This is a genomic window from Pseudomonas sp. (assembly GCF_030150285.1).
Lineage (GTDB): Bacteria > Pseudomonadota > Gammaproteobacteria > Pseudomonadales > Pseudomonadaceae > Aquipseudomonas.
The window spans coordinates 1-15,864 of sequence record NZ_JASLGE010000082.1 but is presented as its reverse complement, the minus strand read 5'-3'; the positions used below and the strand labels follow the sequence as shown (position 1 = coordinate 15,864).

At 58.9% G+C, this 15,864-nt stretch carries 16 protein-coding genes; 6 read left to right on the top strand and 10 right to left on the bottom strand.

What is annotated here, in order from left to right:
* Window positions 1-43: 43 nt before the first annotated feature.
* Window positions 44-847, top strand: coding sequence for a sulfite exporter TauE/SafE family protein (locus Q1W15_RS19550; protein ID WP_300731123.1), 804 nt, complete (start codon window positions 44-46; stop codon window positions 845-847).
* Here the strand turns inward: Q1W15_RS19550 and cueR are convergent.
* The 3 genes from cueR to Q1W15_RS19535 all read right to left on the bottom strand — a co-directional run bounded on the left by cueR (window position 844) and on the right by Q1W15_RS19535 (window position 4,109).
* The gene (gene cueR / locus Q1W15_RS19545; protein ID WP_300731122.1) at window positions 844-1,254 is read right to left on the bottom strand and encodes a Cu(I)-responsive transcriptional regulator; all 411 of its coding nucleotides are present in this window, start codon (window positions 1,252-1,254) and stop codon (window positions 844-846) included. The two genes, Q1W15_RS19550 and cueR, sit on opposite strands and share 4 nt — an antisense overlap.
* A 14-nt stretch (window positions 1,255-1,268) precedes the next feature.
* Window positions 1,269-3,656 (bottom strand): heavy metal translocating P-type ATPase, encoded by a 2,388-nt coding sequence (locus tag Q1W15_RS19540; protein ID WP_300731121.1) that lies wholly within the window; start codon window positions 3,654-3,656, stop codon window positions 1,269-1,271.
* 72 nt (window positions 3,657-3,728) lie between these two features.
* A complete protein-coding gene (locus Q1W15_RS19535; RefSeq protein WP_300731120.1) occupies window positions 3,729-4,109 on the bottom strand; it encodes a hypothetical protein in 381 nt (126 codons plus the stop codon).
* Between the two features lie 146 nt (window positions 4,110-4,255).
* On the opposite strand from Q1W15_RS19535, the gene Q1W15_RS19530 reads away from it, so the two are divergent.
* Together Q1W15_RS19530 and Q1W15_RS19525 are read left to right on the top strand one after the other, a co-directional pair.
* A complete protein-coding gene (locus Q1W15_RS19530) occupies window positions 4,256-4,456 on the top strand; it encodes a heavy-metal-associated domain-containing protein (RefSeq protein ID WP_300731118.1) in 201 nt (66 codons plus the stop codon).
* A gap of 111 nt (window positions 4,457-4,567) precedes the next feature.
* Window positions 4,568-5,764 (top strand): multidrug effflux MFS transporter, encoded by a 1,197-nt coding sequence (locus Q1W15_RS19525; protein ID WP_300731117.1) that lies wholly within the window; start codon window positions 4,568-4,570, stop codon window positions 5,762-5,764.
* Between the two features lies 1 nt (window position 5,765).
* On the opposite strand, the gene Q1W15_RS19520 is transcribed toward Q1W15_RS19525, so the two are convergent.
* Window positions 5,766-5,936 (bottom strand): hypothetical protein, encoded by a 171-nt coding sequence (locus Q1W15_RS19520; RefSeq protein WP_300731116.1) that lies wholly within the window; start codon window positions 5,934-5,936, stop codon window positions 5,766-5,768.
* A gap of 125 nt (window positions 5,937-6,061) precedes the next feature.
* Window positions 6,062-7,075: a zinc-binding alcohol dehydrogenase family protein gene (locus Q1W15_RS19515; protein WP_300731115.1), complete on the bottom strand. Its 1,014-nt coding sequence runs from the start codon at window positions 7,073-7,075 to the stop codon at window positions 6,062-6,064.
* Window positions 7,076-7,198: 123 nt separating this feature from the next.
* On the opposite strand from Q1W15_RS19515, the gene Q1W15_RS19510 reads away from it, so the two are divergent.
* Window positions 7,199-8,116, top strand: a complete 918-nt coding sequence (locus Q1W15_RS19510) for a LysR family transcriptional regulator (protein WP_300731114.1) — start codon at window positions 7,199-7,201, stop codon at window positions 8,114-8,116.
* Window positions 8,117-8,132: 16 nt separating this feature from the next.
* Here the strand turns inward: Q1W15_RS19510 and Q1W15_RS19505 are convergent, their stop codons facing one another.
* From Q1W15_RS19505 to Q1W15_RS19485, 5 genes are all read right to left on the bottom strand, one after another.
* The gene (locus tag Q1W15_RS19505; RefSeq protein ID WP_300731113.1) at window positions 8,133-9,086 is read right to left on the bottom strand and encodes an adenosine deaminase; all 954 of its coding nucleotides are present in this window, start codon (window positions 9,084-9,086) and stop codon (window positions 8,133-8,135) included.
* Window positions 9,087-9,173: 87 nt separating this feature from the next.
* Window positions 9,174-9,857, bottom strand: coding sequence for an SDR family oxidoreductase (locus Q1W15_RS19500; protein ID WP_300731112.1), 684 nt, complete (start codon window positions 9,855-9,857; stop codon window positions 9,174-9,176).
* A 458-nt stretch (window positions 9,858-10,315) separates the two neighbouring features.
* Window positions 10,316-10,918, bottom strand: a complete 603-nt coding sequence (locus Q1W15_RS19495; RefSeq protein ID WP_300731111.1) for a YigZ family protein — start codon at window positions 10,916-10,918, stop codon at window positions 10,316-10,318.
* Window positions 10,919-10,931: 13 nt separating this feature from the next.
* Complete coding sequence (locus Q1W15_RS19490; protein ID WP_300731109.1) at window positions 10,932-11,582, bottom strand: TetR/AcrR family transcriptional regulator; 651 nt, start codon at window positions 11,580-11,582, stop codon at window positions 10,932-10,934.
* 57 nt (window positions 11,583-11,639) lie between these two features.
* Complete coding sequence (locus Q1W15_RS19485) at window positions 11,640-12,560, bottom strand: LysR family transcriptional regulator (RefSeq protein ID WP_300731107.1); 921 nt, start codon at window positions 12,558-12,560, stop codon at window positions 11,640-11,642.
* 123 nt (window positions 12,561-12,683) lie between these two features.
* On the opposite strand from Q1W15_RS19485, the gene Q1W15_RS19480 reads away from it, so the two are divergent.
* Complete coding sequence (locus tag Q1W15_RS19480; protein WP_300731105.1) at window positions 12,684-14,033, top strand: aspartate aminotransferase family protein; 1,350 nt, start codon at window positions 12,684-12,686, stop codon at window positions 14,031-14,033.
* An 82-nt stretch (window positions 14,034-14,115) separates the two neighbouring features.
* Window positions 14,116-15,609 carry a CoA-acylating methylmalonate-semialdehyde dehydrogenase gene (locus tag Q1W15_RS19475; RefSeq protein ID WP_300731103.1) on the top strand — a complete coding sequence of 498 codons (1,494 nt, stop codon included), beginning with the start codon at window positions 14,116-14,118 and terminating at the stop codon, window positions 15,607-15,609.
* Window positions 15,610-15,864 lie beyond the last annotated feature (255 nt).

The window sequence follows — 15,864 nt, the reverse complement described above, 5'->3', positions numbered from 1 at the left end:
CTCAATGGGCTCTGCACGCGTTAACCCCGCGAGTGAGGCGAGCATGTTGACGATCGCGCTTGGCCTGTTGGTGGGCGTGGTGCTGGGGCTGACCGGTGCGGGGGGCGGTATCCTGGCCATTCCGGCGCTCACTCTGGGCCTGGGCTGGACCTTGGCGCAAGCTACGCCGGTGGCCTTGCTGGCGGTGGGCACCGCCGCTGCCGTGGGAGCTCTGGATGGTTTGCGCAAGGGGATGGTGCGTTACAAAGCGGCGGCACTGATGGCCACGATTGGCTCGCTCACGTCCCCCATCGGCCTGCATCTGGCCGGGTTGCTGCCCGCCACCGCTCTGACGTTGATGTTTGGCGGCCTGATGGTGTTTGTGGCGGGGCGGATGTTCTTGCAGGCACGGGCTGACAGCCGCGAAGGCGCGGGGGTGGGGGCGCTGGAAAAAAACTGCATGCTCAACCCGGCGACCGGGCGTTTGACCTGGAATGCCCGGTGCGGGCTGACGCTGGTGTCGATTGGGGCCACCTCGGGGTTGCTCACCGGGCTTTTAAGCGTGGGCGGCGGTTTTTTGATTGTGCCCGCGTTTCGCAAATTCAGTGACGTGCGCATCCATGCCGTGGTGTCCACGTCACTGATGGTGGTGGCGCTGGTGTCGCTCGGCACCTTGGGCAACCTGATGCGTCAGGGCGTGAGCCTGTCGGGAGAGGGCGTGATGTTTATTGCGGGCACGCTGGGCGGGATGGTTGCCGGGCGCTTGATTGCGCCCAGGTTGTCGGCCCAGTGGTTGCAGCAAGGGTTTGCCGCGTTATGTGCCGCCGTCGCCCTCCTGATGTTCGCCAAAGCGGCAATGACCCTTTAAGCGCTGCTCGCGCAGCAATGCCCCGACTCCAGGTCCTTGAGAATCGGGCAGTCGGGGCGGTGGTCGCCCTGACAGCTTTCGACCAGTACCTGCAGTGTGTCGCGCAAGCTGCTCAGCTCACGGATTTTCTGATTGAGGGCCTCAATGTGCTGGCGTGCGAGTGCTTTGACATCGCCGCTGGCGCGCTGGCGGTCTTGCCACAAGGTCAGCAGCTTGCCGACTTCATCCAAAGAAAACCCCAGGTCACGCGAGCGTTTGATAAACGCCAGCGTGTGCAGGTCGTCGTCGCTGTACACGCGGTAGCCACTGTCAGTGCGGTGCGCGGGCTTGAGCAGGCCGGTGGACTCGTAATAGCGAATCATCTTGGCGCTCAAGCCGCTGTGTTTAGCGGCCTGACCAATGTTCATGAACGGTGCCTCCTTTACTCAAGATCCTTGGGTTTCCAGCCTTTGAGCAGCAGCGCATTGCTCACCACGCTGACGCTGGAGAAGGCCATCGCGGCCCCGGCCAACACCGGGTTCAAGAAGCCAAATGCGGCCAGCGGAATCCCGATGACGTTGTAGATAAATGCCCAGAACAGGTTTTGCCGGATCTTGGCGTAGGTCTTGCGGCTGATCTCCAACGCCGCGGGCACCAGGCGCGGGTCTGCGCGCATCAAGGTGATACCGGCCGCTTGCATGGCCACATCGGTGCCGCCGCCCATGGCTATGCCGATATCGGCGGCGGCCAGCGCCGGGGCGTCGTTGATGCCATCACCGACCATGGCCACCACGCCGGTTTTTTTCAGTTCGGCCACGGTTGCAGCCTTGTCGGCGGGCAGTACTTCGGCGTGTACATCGCGGATACCCAAGGCTTGCGCCACCACGCGGGCGCTGCCCTTGTTATCGCCGGTCAACAGATGGCTGCTGATATGCCGCGCCGTGAGTTGTTGAATGGCGGCATGAGCACCGGTTTTGAGGGTGTCGCCAAAGGCGAACAGGCCCAGAACCTGCGGCGCGGGGCTTTGCTCGATCAGCCATGACAAGGTGCGCCCTTCGTTTTCCCAGGCGGCGGCAGACTCGGCCAGCGAGCCTTGGGTGAGGCCGGTTTCGTCCAGCAGGCGGCGATTGCCCAAGGCCAGGCGGCGGCCCTGCAACGTGCCGGCAATGCCGCGCCCGGTCAACGATTGGCTATCGGTGACAGCGGGCACATTCAGGCCGCGGGCCGCGCAGGCATCGAGCACCGCTTTGGCCAGCGGGTGCTCACTGCCGCGTTGCAGGGCACCTGCGGCTTGCAGCAGCGCCGACTCATCGCCGTGCAGTGCGCTGAAATGTGCAATCTGCGGGGTGCCGGAGGTCAGGGTGCCGGTTTTGTCGAACACCACCGCACTGACTTCGTGGGCGCGCTCCAGCGCCTCGGCGTCTTTGATCAAAATGCCATGGCGGGCGGCCACGCCGGTACCGGCCATGATCGCCGTGGGGGTGGCCAGGCCCAGTGCGCAGGGGCACGCGATCACCAGCACGGCCACAGCATTGATCAGCGCTGTTTCGAGGGGGGCACCGTACAGCCACCAGCCCAGCAAGGTGGCGAGGGCGATCAGCAGCACCACCGGCACAAAGACCTGGCTGACTTTATCCACCAGCTTCTGGATGGGTGCCTTGCCCGCTTGGGCGTCTTCGACCAGGCGAATAATGCGTGCCAGTACCGTTTCGGTGCCCAGCGCCAGGGTTTTGATAATGAGGCGGCCTTCACCGTTGATCGCTCCACCGGTCACGCTGTCGCCAGGCTGTTTGGGTACGGGCAGGCTTTCGCCGCTGATCAGGGCTTCGTCGGCATGGCTTTGGCCTTCGACTACCTCGCCGTCCACCGGGAAACGCTCGCCAGGCTTGACCAGCACAAGGTCGTTAAGGCGCAAGTCATTGATGGCAACGTCCTGTTCCTGACCGTCGAGGATGCGCAAGGCGCGCTCGGGGCGCAACGCTTCAAGGGCGCGGATGGCGCTGGCTGTCTGGCGTTTGGCGCGGCTTTCGAGGTACTTGCCCAGCAGCACCAGCGCAATCACCACCGCCGAAGCTTCGAAGTACAGGTGCGGCATGCTGCCGGGGGCGGCGATGGCCCATTCATACAGGCTCAGCCCATAACCTGCGCTGGTGCCGAGGGCGACGAGCAAATCCATATTGCCCGCACCAGCCTTGACGGCTTTCCAGGCGGCGACATAGAAACGCGCCCCGAGAATAAACTGCACCGGCGTGGCGAGCGCAAATTGCGCCCACGCCGGCAGCATCCAGTGCAAACCAAACGGCTCGACCAGCATGGGCAATACCAGCGGCAGCGCCAGAAGAATTGCCAGGGCCAACGCCCAGCGCTCGCGTTGCAAGCGGGTGTGTTGGTCATCTGCCGTGGCCTGTTCGTTTTGCGGCAGGCTGGCGCTATATCCGGCCTGGCTAACGGCGTTGATCAGCCGCGCCGGGTCCGCCTGGCCCAGCACCTCGACATGAGCACGCTCGCTGGCCAGGTTGACGCTGACACGGTTGACGCCCGGCACCTTGGCCAGCGCTTTTTCGACGCGCCCGGCGCACGAAGCGCAGGTCATGCCGCGAATATCCAGTTCCAGGCTGTGAGTGGGCACGCTGTACCCGGCCTTTTGCACCGCCTCGACCAGCGCCGGCAAGCTCTCGGCCGCCGCTTCGACACGGGCACGCTCGGTGGCCAGGTTGACGCTGACCGAGCTGACGCCGGGGACGTTGGCCAGGGCTTTTTCAACACGCCCCGCGCAGCTGGCGCAGGTCATGCCGGCAATCGGCAGATCGAATGGAATGGGCACGCGCAATCCTCCTCAACAATTATCTGTCCATAGCATCGACCTTGACCCCATAGGAAGGTCAAGGCCCTTGAGGCGGGCTCAGTAGCCCAGTGAGGCAGGCTTGAGGTAAAGGCCCTCTTTTCCTTGCGCAATGCGGTATTTGCGTATGTCACCGGCCTTAAGGGTGAACTGTTGCGCCGGGGGCACCAGCATGCCGGCCAAGCAACCGGGGGCTTGGCCGGGCAAGAGTTGCAGGCGGATACCAAGGGTACCGGGCGGTAAATTGAACGACAGGGTTTGCTCCTGAAACAGACGGCCGGCCAACTGGTCATCCAGGTACACACCGATTTCGCAATGGGTCGGTACTTCAAGGCGCTCGCGGGAAATGATCAGTACACCGTAGTCCTGAGCGGCATTGAGCCACAGCGGAACACTGGCAAGGCCCAAAAGGGTAGCTAGGCTCAAGGCTGACCCGCGCATGGCTAAGTGTCCTGTTTCCAATAAAGAGGTATTGAGCTTGGCCGAGCCAACAGCGGATTGCCAGTGGTTGATGGCAATCAAGGGCTTGACCTTGCCATGATGGCAAGGTGAACACTCTCTTCATCTCAACCCCAGGAGCAATGACCATGCACGTATTTGAAGTCAAAAACATGACCTGTGGTGGCTGCGTAAGCGGCGTCACCAAGGCGATATTGGCCGTCGACCCCAAGGCCCGTGTAGAAGTCGATCTGCCCGACAAAAAGGTCAAGGTCGAGAGTGCACACTTATCCACAGAGTTTATTGACGCACTCGTCGCGGCCGAATATGACGCTCGCAGCGCTCATTAACAGCGGGGTAGTGGCTGGATTTATTAGCTAGCTCGCTAACTTAATGTTCAAGGGATCCAACCGAAGCTAGACTACGGGGCTGCACTCAATGCAGTTACATTTGGATACTCAATGAACTTAAGAACAATCCTGATTTTGGGTGCGCTCAGCGCGTTTGGCCCGTTGGCCATCGATTTTTATCTGCCCGGCTTTCCGGCCATGGCCCAGACGTTTGCGACCGATGAGCAGCATATTCAGCTGACGTTGGCCGTGTACTTCCTGGGCCTGTCCATGGGGCAACTGATCTATGGCCCGATTGCCGACCGTTATGGTCGCCGGATACCGTTGTTGGTGGGTGTCGGGCTTTTCACCGTGGCTTCCTTGGCCTGCGCCTTTGCCCCCTCCTTGGAAGGGTTGATCGCTGCGCGCTTTGTGCAGGCGCTGGGCGGGTGTGCAGGCATGGTGATCTCCAGGGCAGTGGTCAGTGACAAATGCGATGCCGTCGGGTCCGCCAAGGTCTTTTCCCAACTGATGTTGGTGATGGGCCTTGCGCCGATTCTGGCCCCGATGCTCGGTGGCCTGATGGTGAACCTGTATGGTTGGCAATCCATTTTTCTGGCACTGACAGGCTTTAGCGCCTTGGCCGCGCTGGCGGTGGCTTTGGGCTTGCCTGAAAGCCTGCCGGCCAACGCGCCGCGCCAGCCTCTGAGCGGTGCCTTGCGCCAGTACGGGCGTCTGCTCAAGGACTTCGAGTTCTTGGGGCACGCCCTGACCGGGGGGATCGCAATGGCCGGTATGTTTGCCTACATTGCGGGCTCGCCTTTCGTCTTTATCAACCTTTACGGCGTACCGGCCGAGCATTACGGCTGGTTGTTCGGCAGCAACGCCGCCGGCTTTATTCTGGTGGCTCAGTTGAACTCACGGCTGCTGGCTTCGCGCGGGCCCGCGTTTCTGCTCGCGCGAACGGTATGGGTTTACCTGGGCGCAGCGGTGGTCATGCTGGGTATCAGCCTGTTGCACACCGAGCAACTCTGGCCGTTGCTGGTTCCGTTGTTTGTCTGCATCGCCAGCCTGGGCTGCATTATTCCCAATGCGTCGGCCTGTGCGATGAGCGGGCAGGGCGCGCGAGCTGGCAGCGCATCGGCCATGTTGGGCTTTTTGCAGTTCAGTGTGGCGGCAGCGGCGGCGTCAATGGTGGGGGTGTTGCACGATGGCAGCGCAATGCCGATGGCGCTGGTGATCACCTTGTGCGGCGTGCTCGCCGTCGCCGTTGCGCTGGCGACCCGGCGTTTGTACACCGCACGGATCGCCGCCGAACGCTCGGTGTGAGTTATCCGGCCAGGCGCTCAGGCAAGTGGTGGGGTGCTTGCAGACGTGATTGCAGCGTGTTGACAAAGGCTCGCGCCTCCGACTCGCTGCGAAAGTTGACGGCTTGCTGGTCGAGTTGAACTTGCCATTGGCCTTTATGGGATCTTGCTAACGCCTTGATCAGGATTTTCATTTCTGGCCTCCTCCGGTTCGCAAAGGAGGCCAGTGTAAGCCTGAAAACGTCGCTGAATATGACGTGTATCAAGTCTCTGACTGACGGTCATAAATTGGCCGTATCGATCCTTTTCCCGGCCGCGCTCAGAACCCTTCCAGCACAATCTTGCCCTTGGCCTTACCGCTTTCCAGCAGGGCGTGGGCGCGGCGCAGGTTGGCTGCGTTGATGGTGCCGAAGTGTTCGCCCACGGTGGTGCGCAAGGTGCCGGCATCCATCAGCGCCGCGACCCGGTTCAGCAGGTGATGCTGCTCGATCATGTCCGGTGTTTCAAACAGCGACCGGGTGTACATGAACTCCCAGTGTAGCGACAGGCTCTTGCGCTTGAGCTTGGTGATGTCCAGCGCCTTGGGGTCGTCGATCAAGGCCAGCTTGCCCTGGGGAGCCAAGGCCTCAACCAGTTGGTCCAGGTGCTGGTCGGTTTGCGTCAGGCTGGCGACGTGGGTGACGGCCGAGATGCCTTGGCGCTTGAGCTCTTCATTTAAAGGCTGGCGATGGTCGACGATCACATCAGCCCCCAGCTCACGCACCCAGGCCTGAGTGTCGGGGCGTGAGGCGCTGCCAATCACCTTGAGCGCCGTGAGTTGATGGGCCAGTTGCGTCAGCATTGAACCCACGCCACCGGCCGCACCGACAATCAACAGGCTCTGCTGCTCATCAACGCTGCCTTGCGCCACGGCCAAGCGTTCAAACAACAGTTCCCAGGCGGTAATAGCCGTCAGCGGTAGCGCCGCCGCTTCGGCAAACCCCAGGCTGACGGGCATATGACCGACGATGCGCTCATCCACCACATGGCGTTCACTGTTGGCCCCGGTGCGGGCGATGGACCCGGCATAGAACACCCGATCGCCCACCTTGAACAGGCTTACCTCGCTGCCCACGGCTTTGACCACTCCCGCGACATCCCAGCCCAGCACCTTGGCGGTTCCGGTATCGGGTTGCACGTTCTGGCGCACCTTGGTGTCGACGGGGTTAACGGAAATCGCCTTGACCTCGATCAGCAGGTCCCGAGGGCCGGCGACGGGTTCAGGCAACTCAATGTCCTGGAGCGCGAGTGGGTCCTGGATGGGCAATGAGTGGTAATAGGCAACCGCTTTCATGGGAAACGTCCTGAAGGTGTAGACGAAAGTGACCGGATGATTCGCTATTTCCGTTAATGATAAAACCGGCTAAAACAGCAGTCTCTTTCAATTTATTTTTGATAATGGCGGGATAAATACACGATGTTGCGCTTCGACGACCTGCAAGTGTTTGTACGTGCCGCTGACCTGGGCAGTTTGTCGGCGGCGGCACGGGTGATGGACATGTCGCCGGCGGTGGCCAGTGCGGCCTTGAAACGCATTGAGACGCTACTTGGCGTGCGCTTACTGGCGCGCTCGACCCGCAGCTTGCGCCTGACGGCGGAGGGTGAAGGTTTTTTGGATTACGCCCGTACGGCTTTAAGCAGCCTTGATGAAGGCCGTCGGGTGTTGGCCCGTGGGCAGGACCAGGTCAGCGGCGTATTGCAACTGTCGGCACCGTCGGATTTCGGGCGCAATGTGCTGTTGCCCTGGCTGGATGAGTTTCAGCGCGAACACCCGCAACTCACGGTGCGCCTGCTGTTGGGGGACCGTATTGCCGACCTGTTTCGCCAGCCCGTGGATATCGCCCTGCGCTACGGAGAGCCAGAAGACTCCAGCCTGGTGGCGTTACCGGTCGCCGGCGATAACCGCCGAGTGCTGTGTGCTTCGCCCGACTACCTGGCGCGGCGCGGGGAACCGCATCAGCTTGAGCAATTACTGCAACACACTTGTTTGTTGTACATGCTCGGCACGCGGGTACACGACCATTGGCACTTCAATGATGGCAAGCGCGAGTTGGGCCTGACGGTCAGCGGCGATCGTTTCAGTGATGACGCCGATGTGGTGCGACGCTGGGCTGTGGCTGGGGCGGGGATCGCGTACAAGTCCTGGCTGGATGTGGCACAGGATGTAACGGCGGGGCGGCTCAAGGTGTTATTGCCTGAGCTTGAGTGTGAGCGCGCGCCCCTGAATATGCTGTGCAGCCACCGTGCGCAATTGAGCCAACCGGTGCGCTTATTGCGCGACCGGTTGAGCGCACGGTGCAAGGTGCTCACGGCGGCCAGGCCGAAACGTCGGTAGGCGCGTGGTGTAAACCTTAAGGTTTGACCAGCCGTGCATCCAGGCCGTTTTGCGCCAGGCGCGTGGCCTGATCCTGGGTCATGCCCAAGTCGGTGTGCAACGCGTGGAAGTTCTCGGTCATATAACCGCCGAAATACGCCGGGTCATCGGAGTTGACGGTTACTTTTACGCCGCGCTCCAGCATGTCGAGAATGTTGTGTTGCGACATATGGTCGAACACACACAGCTTGGTGTTGGACAGTGGGCAGACGGTCAGCGGAATTTGCTCGTCAATGATGCGTTGCATCAAACGCTCATCTTCAATGGCCCGTACACCGTGGTCAATGCGCTGGATTTTCAGCAGGTCGATGGCTTCCCAGATGTACTCGGGCGGGCCTTCTTCCCCAGCGTGGGCAACCGTCAGGAACCCTTCGTGACGGGCGCGATCGAACACGCGCTGGAACTTGCTGGGCGGGTGGCCCATTTCTGAACTGTCCAGGCCTACGGCGACAAACGCATCGCGAAATGGCAACGCCTGGTTGAGGGTTTTTTCAGCCTCTTCTTCGCTCAAGTGGCGCAGGAAGCTCAGGATCAGGCCACTGGTGATGCCCAGTTGCTGTTCGCCATCCTTAAGCGCGCTGGCAATGCCGTTGAGTACCACTTCAAACGGTACGCCACGGTCGGTGTGGGTTTGCGGGTCGAAAAACGGTTCGGTGTGAATCACGTTCTGCGCCTTGCAGCGCAACAGGTAGGCCCAGGTCAGGTCGTAGAAATCCTGAGACGTGCGCAGCACATCGGCACCCTTGTAATACAGGTCGAGGAACTCTTGCAGGTTGTTGAAGGCGTAGGCCTTGCGCAAGGTTTCAACGTCATTCCAAGGTAAAGCGATCTTGTTGCGCTCAGCCAGGGCGAACAGCAACTCGGGCTCCAGAGAACCTTCAAGGTGCATGTGCAGTTCGGCTTTCGGCAGGGCGTTCAACCAGTCATACATAACAATATTTCTCATCAAATCAGGTACAGATGCCGGCATTCTACAGGTGAGTTGCGACATGTTTTGTAAAACCCGACCGAAGCCGGGTTACCAGGGAAGGGTTTTACCCGTGTAATCAATAAAGAAGTGCCCGGGTTTTCCTGCGTACGCATTGACTTGATCGACCAAACCGCGGGTGCTGGTGGCGACGTCAATCTCGGCGTGATCGCCGCCCATTTCAGTTTTGACCCACCCCGGGTGCAGAGTCAGGACCGTGGGACTGTTCCCGGCCAATTGGCTGACGAAGGTGTTGGTCATGGAGTTGAGGGCTGCCTTGCTGGCCTTGTACAACGCCAGTTCTGGCGCATCGGCTGCGGTAACACTGCCCAGGCCAGAGCTCATGAAGGCCAGTACGCCGGTGTCTTTGCGAATCTTGCTGACAAAGGCTTTCGCCAGGTTGATGGGTGCCACGCTGTTGGTCAAAAACAGTTGGCCTATGTCGGCCAGGCTGGCAGTGCCGCAGGTCTGATCCTTGGGGCCGATGATGCCCGCGTTTACAAACACCAGGTCAAACACTTCGCCGTCCAGTTTCAGGCTCAGGGCCTTGATAGCCTCATGGTCATCCATGTCCAGGGGTTCAATGCGAACCGGGCCCAGCGCGGCGAGTGCCTGCGCCTTTAGCGGCTGGCGAACAGTTGCGGTGACCTTCCAGCCATCACGCAGCAACTGTTCGACCAGGCCCAGGCCCAGCCCGCGTGAGGCACCGATGATGAGTGCGTGTTTTGCCGTCATGAATCGTCTCCTGTCACTACAGAAAATAGTTACCGGGCACGGTTGTACTGCAATGGCCGCCCGCTGCCCAGCGTCGGATGAAGGGGGCTGTTGATTACAGGGGGTAGGGTTGCGGGCCAAGTGTACGGTCTGGTCAAAAAACGTACAGTATTAAGCGGGCGTTACTGGGGCTGAATCAGGGCAGGGTTTGCACGGGTTATCCACAGGTTATTCCACAGGAACTGTGCGCAACTTCAACGGGCGGCTATAAGCACCGAGGTACTTTGTTCTAACCGCGATAACACTTATTAACTGTTTGTATTTAATAAGGTTTTATTTTTTTTACAGTGATTGCTTGAAAAAAACCGGCAAAGCCGTGTAATGCCCGTTCTACACGGGCTACAGAGGGATATGCTCAGGTTATCCACAGTGTGTTGCGCGGTGATTGCATATGCGCTGTATCTGGAGATCAGGCTTTCTTATTCGTCAGAAACGAGGGTGGTTCTATGAAGAATAATCCGGCCTCGGCTGAGGTCAGCCAACTGTTGTTGTGCTGTAGCAATGTGGTCTTCGGTCAATGCCAGTTGTAGGTCAACACCGTTTGCGTTGAATGACTCAGAGATCAGTACGCCACCCAATTCGGCGACTCTTAATTTCGCTAACACCAGTTCGCTGAAGTTGCAGGTGCAATGCAGTGCCACGCGGCGGATCAACGGTTGTTTCTCTGCGTTTTGCAGGCACTTGTTCGCCCCGCCGCCGTAGGCGCGGGCAAGCCCGCCGGTTCCCAACTGAATGCCGCCGTACCAGCGGATGACCAGTACCACGACCTGGTCGCAGTCTTGCGCTTCGATGGCTGACAGGATCGGACGCCCGGCCGTGCCACCGGGCTCGCCATCATCGCTGCTGCGGTACTGATCGCCCAGTTTCCAGGCCCAACAATTATGCGTGGCAGCCAGATCACTGTGTTGCTGGATAAAGTCGTGGGCCTCTTGGGCGCTGGTGATGGGCGCGGCGAGCGTAATAAAACGGCTCTTGCGAATTTCTTCGCGGTATTCACAAAGGTCTATAAGGGTTGAAGGCATGTCGATTCCTGACTCAGGCAGTGGGCGTCAGGCCGCAGCCTTTGAGGATGATACGGGTCAAGTTGTCGCTGGCGGTTTGCATGTCTTCCTTGGTGAGGCGGGAGCGGCCAGATACACGGCAGATTTGCGTCGCGAAATCGGCGTAGTGTTGGGTGCTGCCCCACAGCAGGAAAATCAGATGAACAGGGTCGACGGCATCCATCTTGCCCGCATCGATCCACGCCTGAAATACGGCGGCGCGGCCTTGAAACCAGGCGCGGTAGTCTTGGGTAAAGTACTCGGTCAGGCACGGGCCGCCGCTGATGATTTCCATTGCAAACACCCGTGAGGCCTGGGGGTGCTGGCGTGAGAATTCCATTTTGGTGCGAATATACTGCGTCAGCGCCTGAGCGGGGTCGTCCTCGGCCTTCAGGTGATTGAAGGTGCTGTCCCATAACTCCAGGATATTGCTGAGCACCGCGATATAAAGCCCCAGTTTGTTGGTGAAGTAATAATGCAGGTTAGCCTTGGGCAGCCCGGCATTGACGGCGATAGTGTTCATGCTGGTGCCTTTGAACCCGTGGCGAGCAAACTCACGCTCGGCGGCCTTGAGAATGGTTTCTTCGTTCTTTTGACGAATACGGCCGGCGGGTTTGCCTTCGTGGGACGGGACTTCAAAGGTCATCGGTTTTCCAAGTCTATCTCTGTAGGGGGATTCGATGCGGTCACGCAACTTTTTACGTTAACGTGTCGCTTCCAGGCTCTCAAGGAAACTTTCCAGCACCAGGTGTGCACGTCGGCCTTTGCGTGTGACGGAGGCCAGGCTCAGGTCATAAAACCGCGTTTTGGCTTTCAAAGCCCGAAGGCGCCCTTGCTGTACCCAAAAAGCGGCGTAGTGATCGGGCAAATAGCCGATGTAACGCCCCGCCAAAATCAAAAAGGCCATGCCTTCGCGGTCTGACGCGCTAGCGGTGCAGTTAAGCGCCTGGTAATGCGCTTGAATCTCGGCAGGCAGGCGAAAGGTGGGGGCAATGGCGTCTTGGGCATTGAGCCGCTGATCGTCCAGTTGTTTGTCATCGACATAAAACAAGGGGTGGCCCACCGCGCAGTAAAGCAGCGAGCGCTCGCTGTACAGCGGTTTGTATTCCAGGCCCGACAAGGCGCTGGCCTGGGGAACGACGCCGACATGCAGGCGCCCATCCAGTACACCTTGCTCGACTTCATTGGGTGCAATCATGCGAATGTGGATTTGAACATCCGGCCCGCGCTCCTTGAGCTTGGCCAGTGCATGAGTGATGTGCATGTGGGGCAGGGTGACAAGGTTATCGGTCAGCCCAATGGTCAACTCCCCGCGAAGGTGTTGATGCAGGCCATTGACCTCGGTGCGAAAGCTTTCTAAAGCCCCGAGCAATTGCAGCGATGACTGATAAACCTCGCGGCCTTCTTCTGTCAGTGAAAACCCGGCTCTCCCACGTTGGCACAGGCGCAAACCCAAGCGTTGCTCCAGGTCGCTCATCTGCTGGCTGATGGCTGAGCGACCAATGCCGAGTACCGTTTCAGCCGCCGAAAAGCCGCCGCATTCCACCACGCTGCGAAAGATGCGCAGTAATCGAATATCAAAGTCGCTGACCTGGGCCAGTGCATCAGAGCGGCGGATACTCATAGTTTAGTCATCACCTAACTAAAGGTTAGAAGAGTTGGATTTCATCGACTTTATAGCCGTGGCAATTTAGGTGCAACAACGCTTTAGACCCCACGTCGCTTTCCACCTTGCGAGGTTTTGCTGATGAACATGCCTGAAAAAGCCGAATTGAACGTGAGCAGCCAGCTTAAGTTGGACGCTCACTGGATGCCTTACACCGCAAACCGTAACTTCCACCGTGATCCACGCTTTATCGTGGGGGCTAAAGGCAGTTACCTGACGGATGATAAAGGTCGCCAAATTTACGATTCGCTGTCAGGCCTTTGGACATGTGGCGCTGGGCATACGCGTACCGAAATTCAGGAAGCGGTGGCCAAACAACTGGGCACGCTGGACTATTCGCCAGCCTTCCAATACGGGCACCCCTTGTCGTTCCAGTTGGCCGAGAAAATTACCGACCTGACCCCGGGTACTCTCAACCACGTGTTTTTCACCGATTCGGGTTCGGAGTGCGCGGACACGGCGGTGAAAATGGTGCGTGCGTACTGGCGCCTAAAAGGCCAGTCGAGCAAAACCAAGATGATTGGCCGGGCACGGGGTTACCACGGTGTGAACATCGCGGGTACCAGCCTGGGGGGAGTCAACGGTAACCGTAAGTTTTTTGGCCAGGCCATGCAGGATGTTGACCATTTGCCGCATACGTTGCTGGCCAGCAATGCGTTCTCGCGTGGGATGCCGGAGCAGGGCGGAATCGCCTTGGCCGATGAACTGCTGAAATTGATTGAGTTGCACGACGCGTCGAATATTGCGGCCGTCTTCGTAGAGCCCATGGCCGGCTCAGCCGGTGTACTGGTTCCTCCTCAGGGTTATCTGAAACGCCTGCGCGAAATCTGCGACCAGCACAACATTCTGCTGGTGTTCGATGAGGTTATTACCGGTTTTGGTCGTACAGGTTCCATGTTTGGCGCTGACAGCTTTGGCGTCACGCCTGACTTGATGTGTATTGCCAAACAGGTCACCAACGGTGCAATCCCGATGGGCGCAGTGATTGCGACCAGCGAGATCTATCACACGTTCATGAATCAGCCGACGCCTGAGTACGCCGTTGAATTCCCACACGGTTACACCTACTCGGCTCACCCGGTGGCGTGCGCTGCTGGCCTTGCGGCGTTGGACCTGTTGCAGAAAGAGAACCTGGTGCAGAGCGTGGCTGAAATTGCACCGTACTTTGAGAACGCCTTGCATGGTTTGAAAGGCGTGAAGAACGTGATCGATATTCGTAACTATGGCCTGGCCGGTGCCATCCAGATCGCGCCGCGTGATGGCGATGCGATCGTGCGCCCATTCGACGCAGCCATGAAGCTGTGGAAGGCTGGCTTCTACGTGCGCTTTGGCGGGGACACCCTGCAATTTGGCCCAACCTTCAACAGCAAGCCGCAAGAGTTGGATCGCTTGTTTGACGCGGTCGGCGAAGCACTGAACCAAATCGACTGATTCCTTCTATATAGAAGGGCATTTTTTGAATTCACACAGGCGCGCAGCGTTCGCGCCTGTGGACAACCTTTGTGGAGCCGTAATGAGCACAATTCAACATTTGATCAATGGCGAGCTGGTAAGTGATTCAGGTCGCACCGCTGATGTGTTTAACCCTTCCACCGGTAAAGTCATTCGCCAAGTGCCATTGGCCAGTCGCGAGACCATCCAAAAAGCCATCGATGCGGCCAAGGCGGCATTCCCGGCATGGCGCAACACGCCTGCCGCCAAACGCGCTCAAGTGATGTTCCGTTTCAAGCAATTGCTGGAGCAGAACGAAGCCCGTATCACGCAACTCATCAGCGAAGAGCATGGCAAAACGCTGGAAGATGCGTCCGGTGAACTCAAGCGTGGTATTGAAAACGTCGAGTACGCCTGTTCTGCCCCCGAAATTCTGAAAGGCGAATACAGCCGCAACGTAGGCCCAAACATTGATGCATGGTCAGATTTCCAGCCGCTGGGGATAGTAGCCGGTATTACGCCGTTCAACTTTCCAGCGATGGTTCCACTGTGGATGTACCCGCTGGCAATCGTCTGCGGCAACTGTTTCATCCTCAAGCCTTCTGAGCGCGACCCAAGCTCTACACTGCTGATCGCTCAGCTGCTGGAAGAAGCAGGTCTGCCGAAAGGCGTAATCAGTGTTGTTCACGGTGACAAAGGCGCTGTGGATGCTCTGATCGAAGCGCCTGAAGTCAAGGCGCTGAGCTTTGTAGGCTCGACGCCTATTGCTGAGTACATCTATGCCGAAGGCACCAAGCGCGGCAAACGTGTGCAAGCATTGGGCGGCGCGAAGAACCATGCGGTGCTGATGCCGGATGCGGACCTGGACAACGCGGTGAATGCTTTGATGGGGGCGGCCTACGGATCGTGCGGTGAGCGTTGCATGGCGATATCGGTTGCGGTGTGTGTCGGTGATCAGGTGGCCGATGCATTGGTGGCCAAACTGGCTCCGCAAATCAAGGCACTTAAAATCGGCGCAGGTACGTCGTGTGGTCTGGACATGGGGCCGCTGGTATCGGGCCAGGCGCGGGACAAGGTCAGCGGCTATGTTGAAGACGGCGTGGCAGCAGGTGCGGAACTGGTAGTGGATGGCCGCGGGCTGAGCGTTAAGGACCACGAAGAAGGCTTCTTCCTGGGAGGTTGCCTGTTCGATCGTGTGACGCCAGACATGCGCATCTATAAAGAAGAGATCTTTGGCCCGGTGCTGTGCATCGTGCGGGTGAATAGCCTGGAAGCAGCCATGAAGCTCATCAACGATCACGAGTATGGCAATGGCACCTGCATCTTCACGCGTGATGGTGAAGCGGCGCGCCTGTTCTGCGACGAGATCGAAGTGGGTATGGTCGGGGTTAACGTTCCGCTGCCTGTGCCTGTGGCTTACCACAGCTTTGGCGGCTGGAAGCGCTCGTTGTTTGGTGACCTGCATGCTTATGGCCCGGACGGTGTGCGTTTTTACACGCGTCGCAAAGCTATCACCCAGCGCTGGCCGCAACGTGCGACTCACGAAGCGTCGCAGTTTGCGTTCCCAAGCCTCTAAGCCCCAATCAGGCTTTCTATAGATGAAGAGAGGCCAGCCGCCAGGCTGGCCTCTGCTTTTGGAGGCTTTTAAGGGTTTATGACAAAAATATGAAAACAGCCCTTGACTCAGAATTCCAACGGCCTATAATTCGCCCCACTTCCGGCGCAGTCGAAACGGAAAACTCCTTGATTATCAACGAGTTGGATTGGTTTTCGGCGGTGCCAGCTTCAAGTCATCGAAGCAGGAAATGAGGTGTTGACAGCAGCGTGTAAC

Excerpts from the sequence above, each read along its gene's own strand:
- Q1W15_RS19505 (WP_300731113.1), bottom strand. The coding sequence starts at position 9,086 with ATGTATGACTGGTTGAACGCCCTGCCGAAAGCCGAACTGCACATGCAC.
- Q1W15_RS19515 (WP_300731115.1), bottom strand. The coding sequence starts at position 7,075 with ATGAAAGCGGTTGCCTATTACCACTCATTGCCCATCCAGGACCCACTC.
- Q1W15_RS19535 (WP_300731120.1), bottom strand. The coding sequence starts at position 4,109 with ATGCGCGGGTCAGCCTTGAGCCTAGCTACCCTTTTGGGCCTTGCCAGT.
- Q1W15_RS19490 (WP_300731109.1), bottom strand. The coding sequence starts at position 11,582 with ATGACCTTTGAAGTCCCGTCCCACGAAGGCAAACCCGCCGGCCGTATT.
- Q1W15_RS19475 (WP_300731103.1), top strand. The coding sequence starts at position 14,116 with ATGAGCACAATTCAACATTTGATCAATGGCGAGCTGGTAAGTGATTCA.
- Q1W15_RS19510 (WP_300731114.1), top strand. The coding sequence starts at position 7,199 with ATGTTGCGCTTCGACGACCTGCAAGTGTTTGTACGTGCCGCTGACCTG.
- Q1W15_RS19525 (WP_300731117.1), top strand. The coding sequence starts at position 4,568 with ATGAACTTAAGAACAATCCTGATTTTGGGTGCGCTCAGCGCGTTTGGC.
- Q1W15_RS19500 (WP_300731112.1), bottom strand. The coding sequence starts at position 9,857 with ATGACGGCAAAACACGCACTCATCATCGGTGCCTCACGCGGGCTGGGC.
- Q1W15_RS19480 (WP_300731105.1), top strand. The coding sequence starts at position 12,684 with ATGAACATGCCTGAAAAAGCCGAATTGAACGTGAGCAGCCAGCTTAAG.
- Q1W15_RS19485 (WP_300731107.1), bottom strand. The coding sequence starts at position 12,560 with ATGAGTATCCGCCGCTCTGATGCACTGGCCCAGGTCAGCGACTTTGAT.
- Q1W15_RS19530 (WP_300731118.1), top strand. The coding sequence starts at position 4,256 with ATGCACGTATTTGAAGTCAAAAACATGACCTGTGGTGGCTGCGTAAGC.
- Q1W15_RS19495 (WP_300731111.1), bottom strand. The coding sequence starts at position 10,918 with ATGCCTTCAACCCTTATAGACCTTTGTGAATACCGCGAAGAAATTCGC.
- Q1W15_RS19520 (WP_300731116.1), bottom strand. The coding sequence starts at position 5,936 with ATGAAAATCCTGATCAAGGCGTTAGCAAGATCCCATAAAGGCCAATGG.
- Q1W15_RS19550 (WP_300731123.1), top strand. The coding sequence starts at position 44 with ATGTTGACGATCGCGCTTGGCCTGTTGGTGGGCGTGGTGCTGGGGCTG.
- cueR (WP_300731122.1), bottom strand. The coding sequence starts at position 1,254 with ATGAACATTGGTCAGGCCGCTAAACACAGCGGCTTGAGCGCCAAGATG.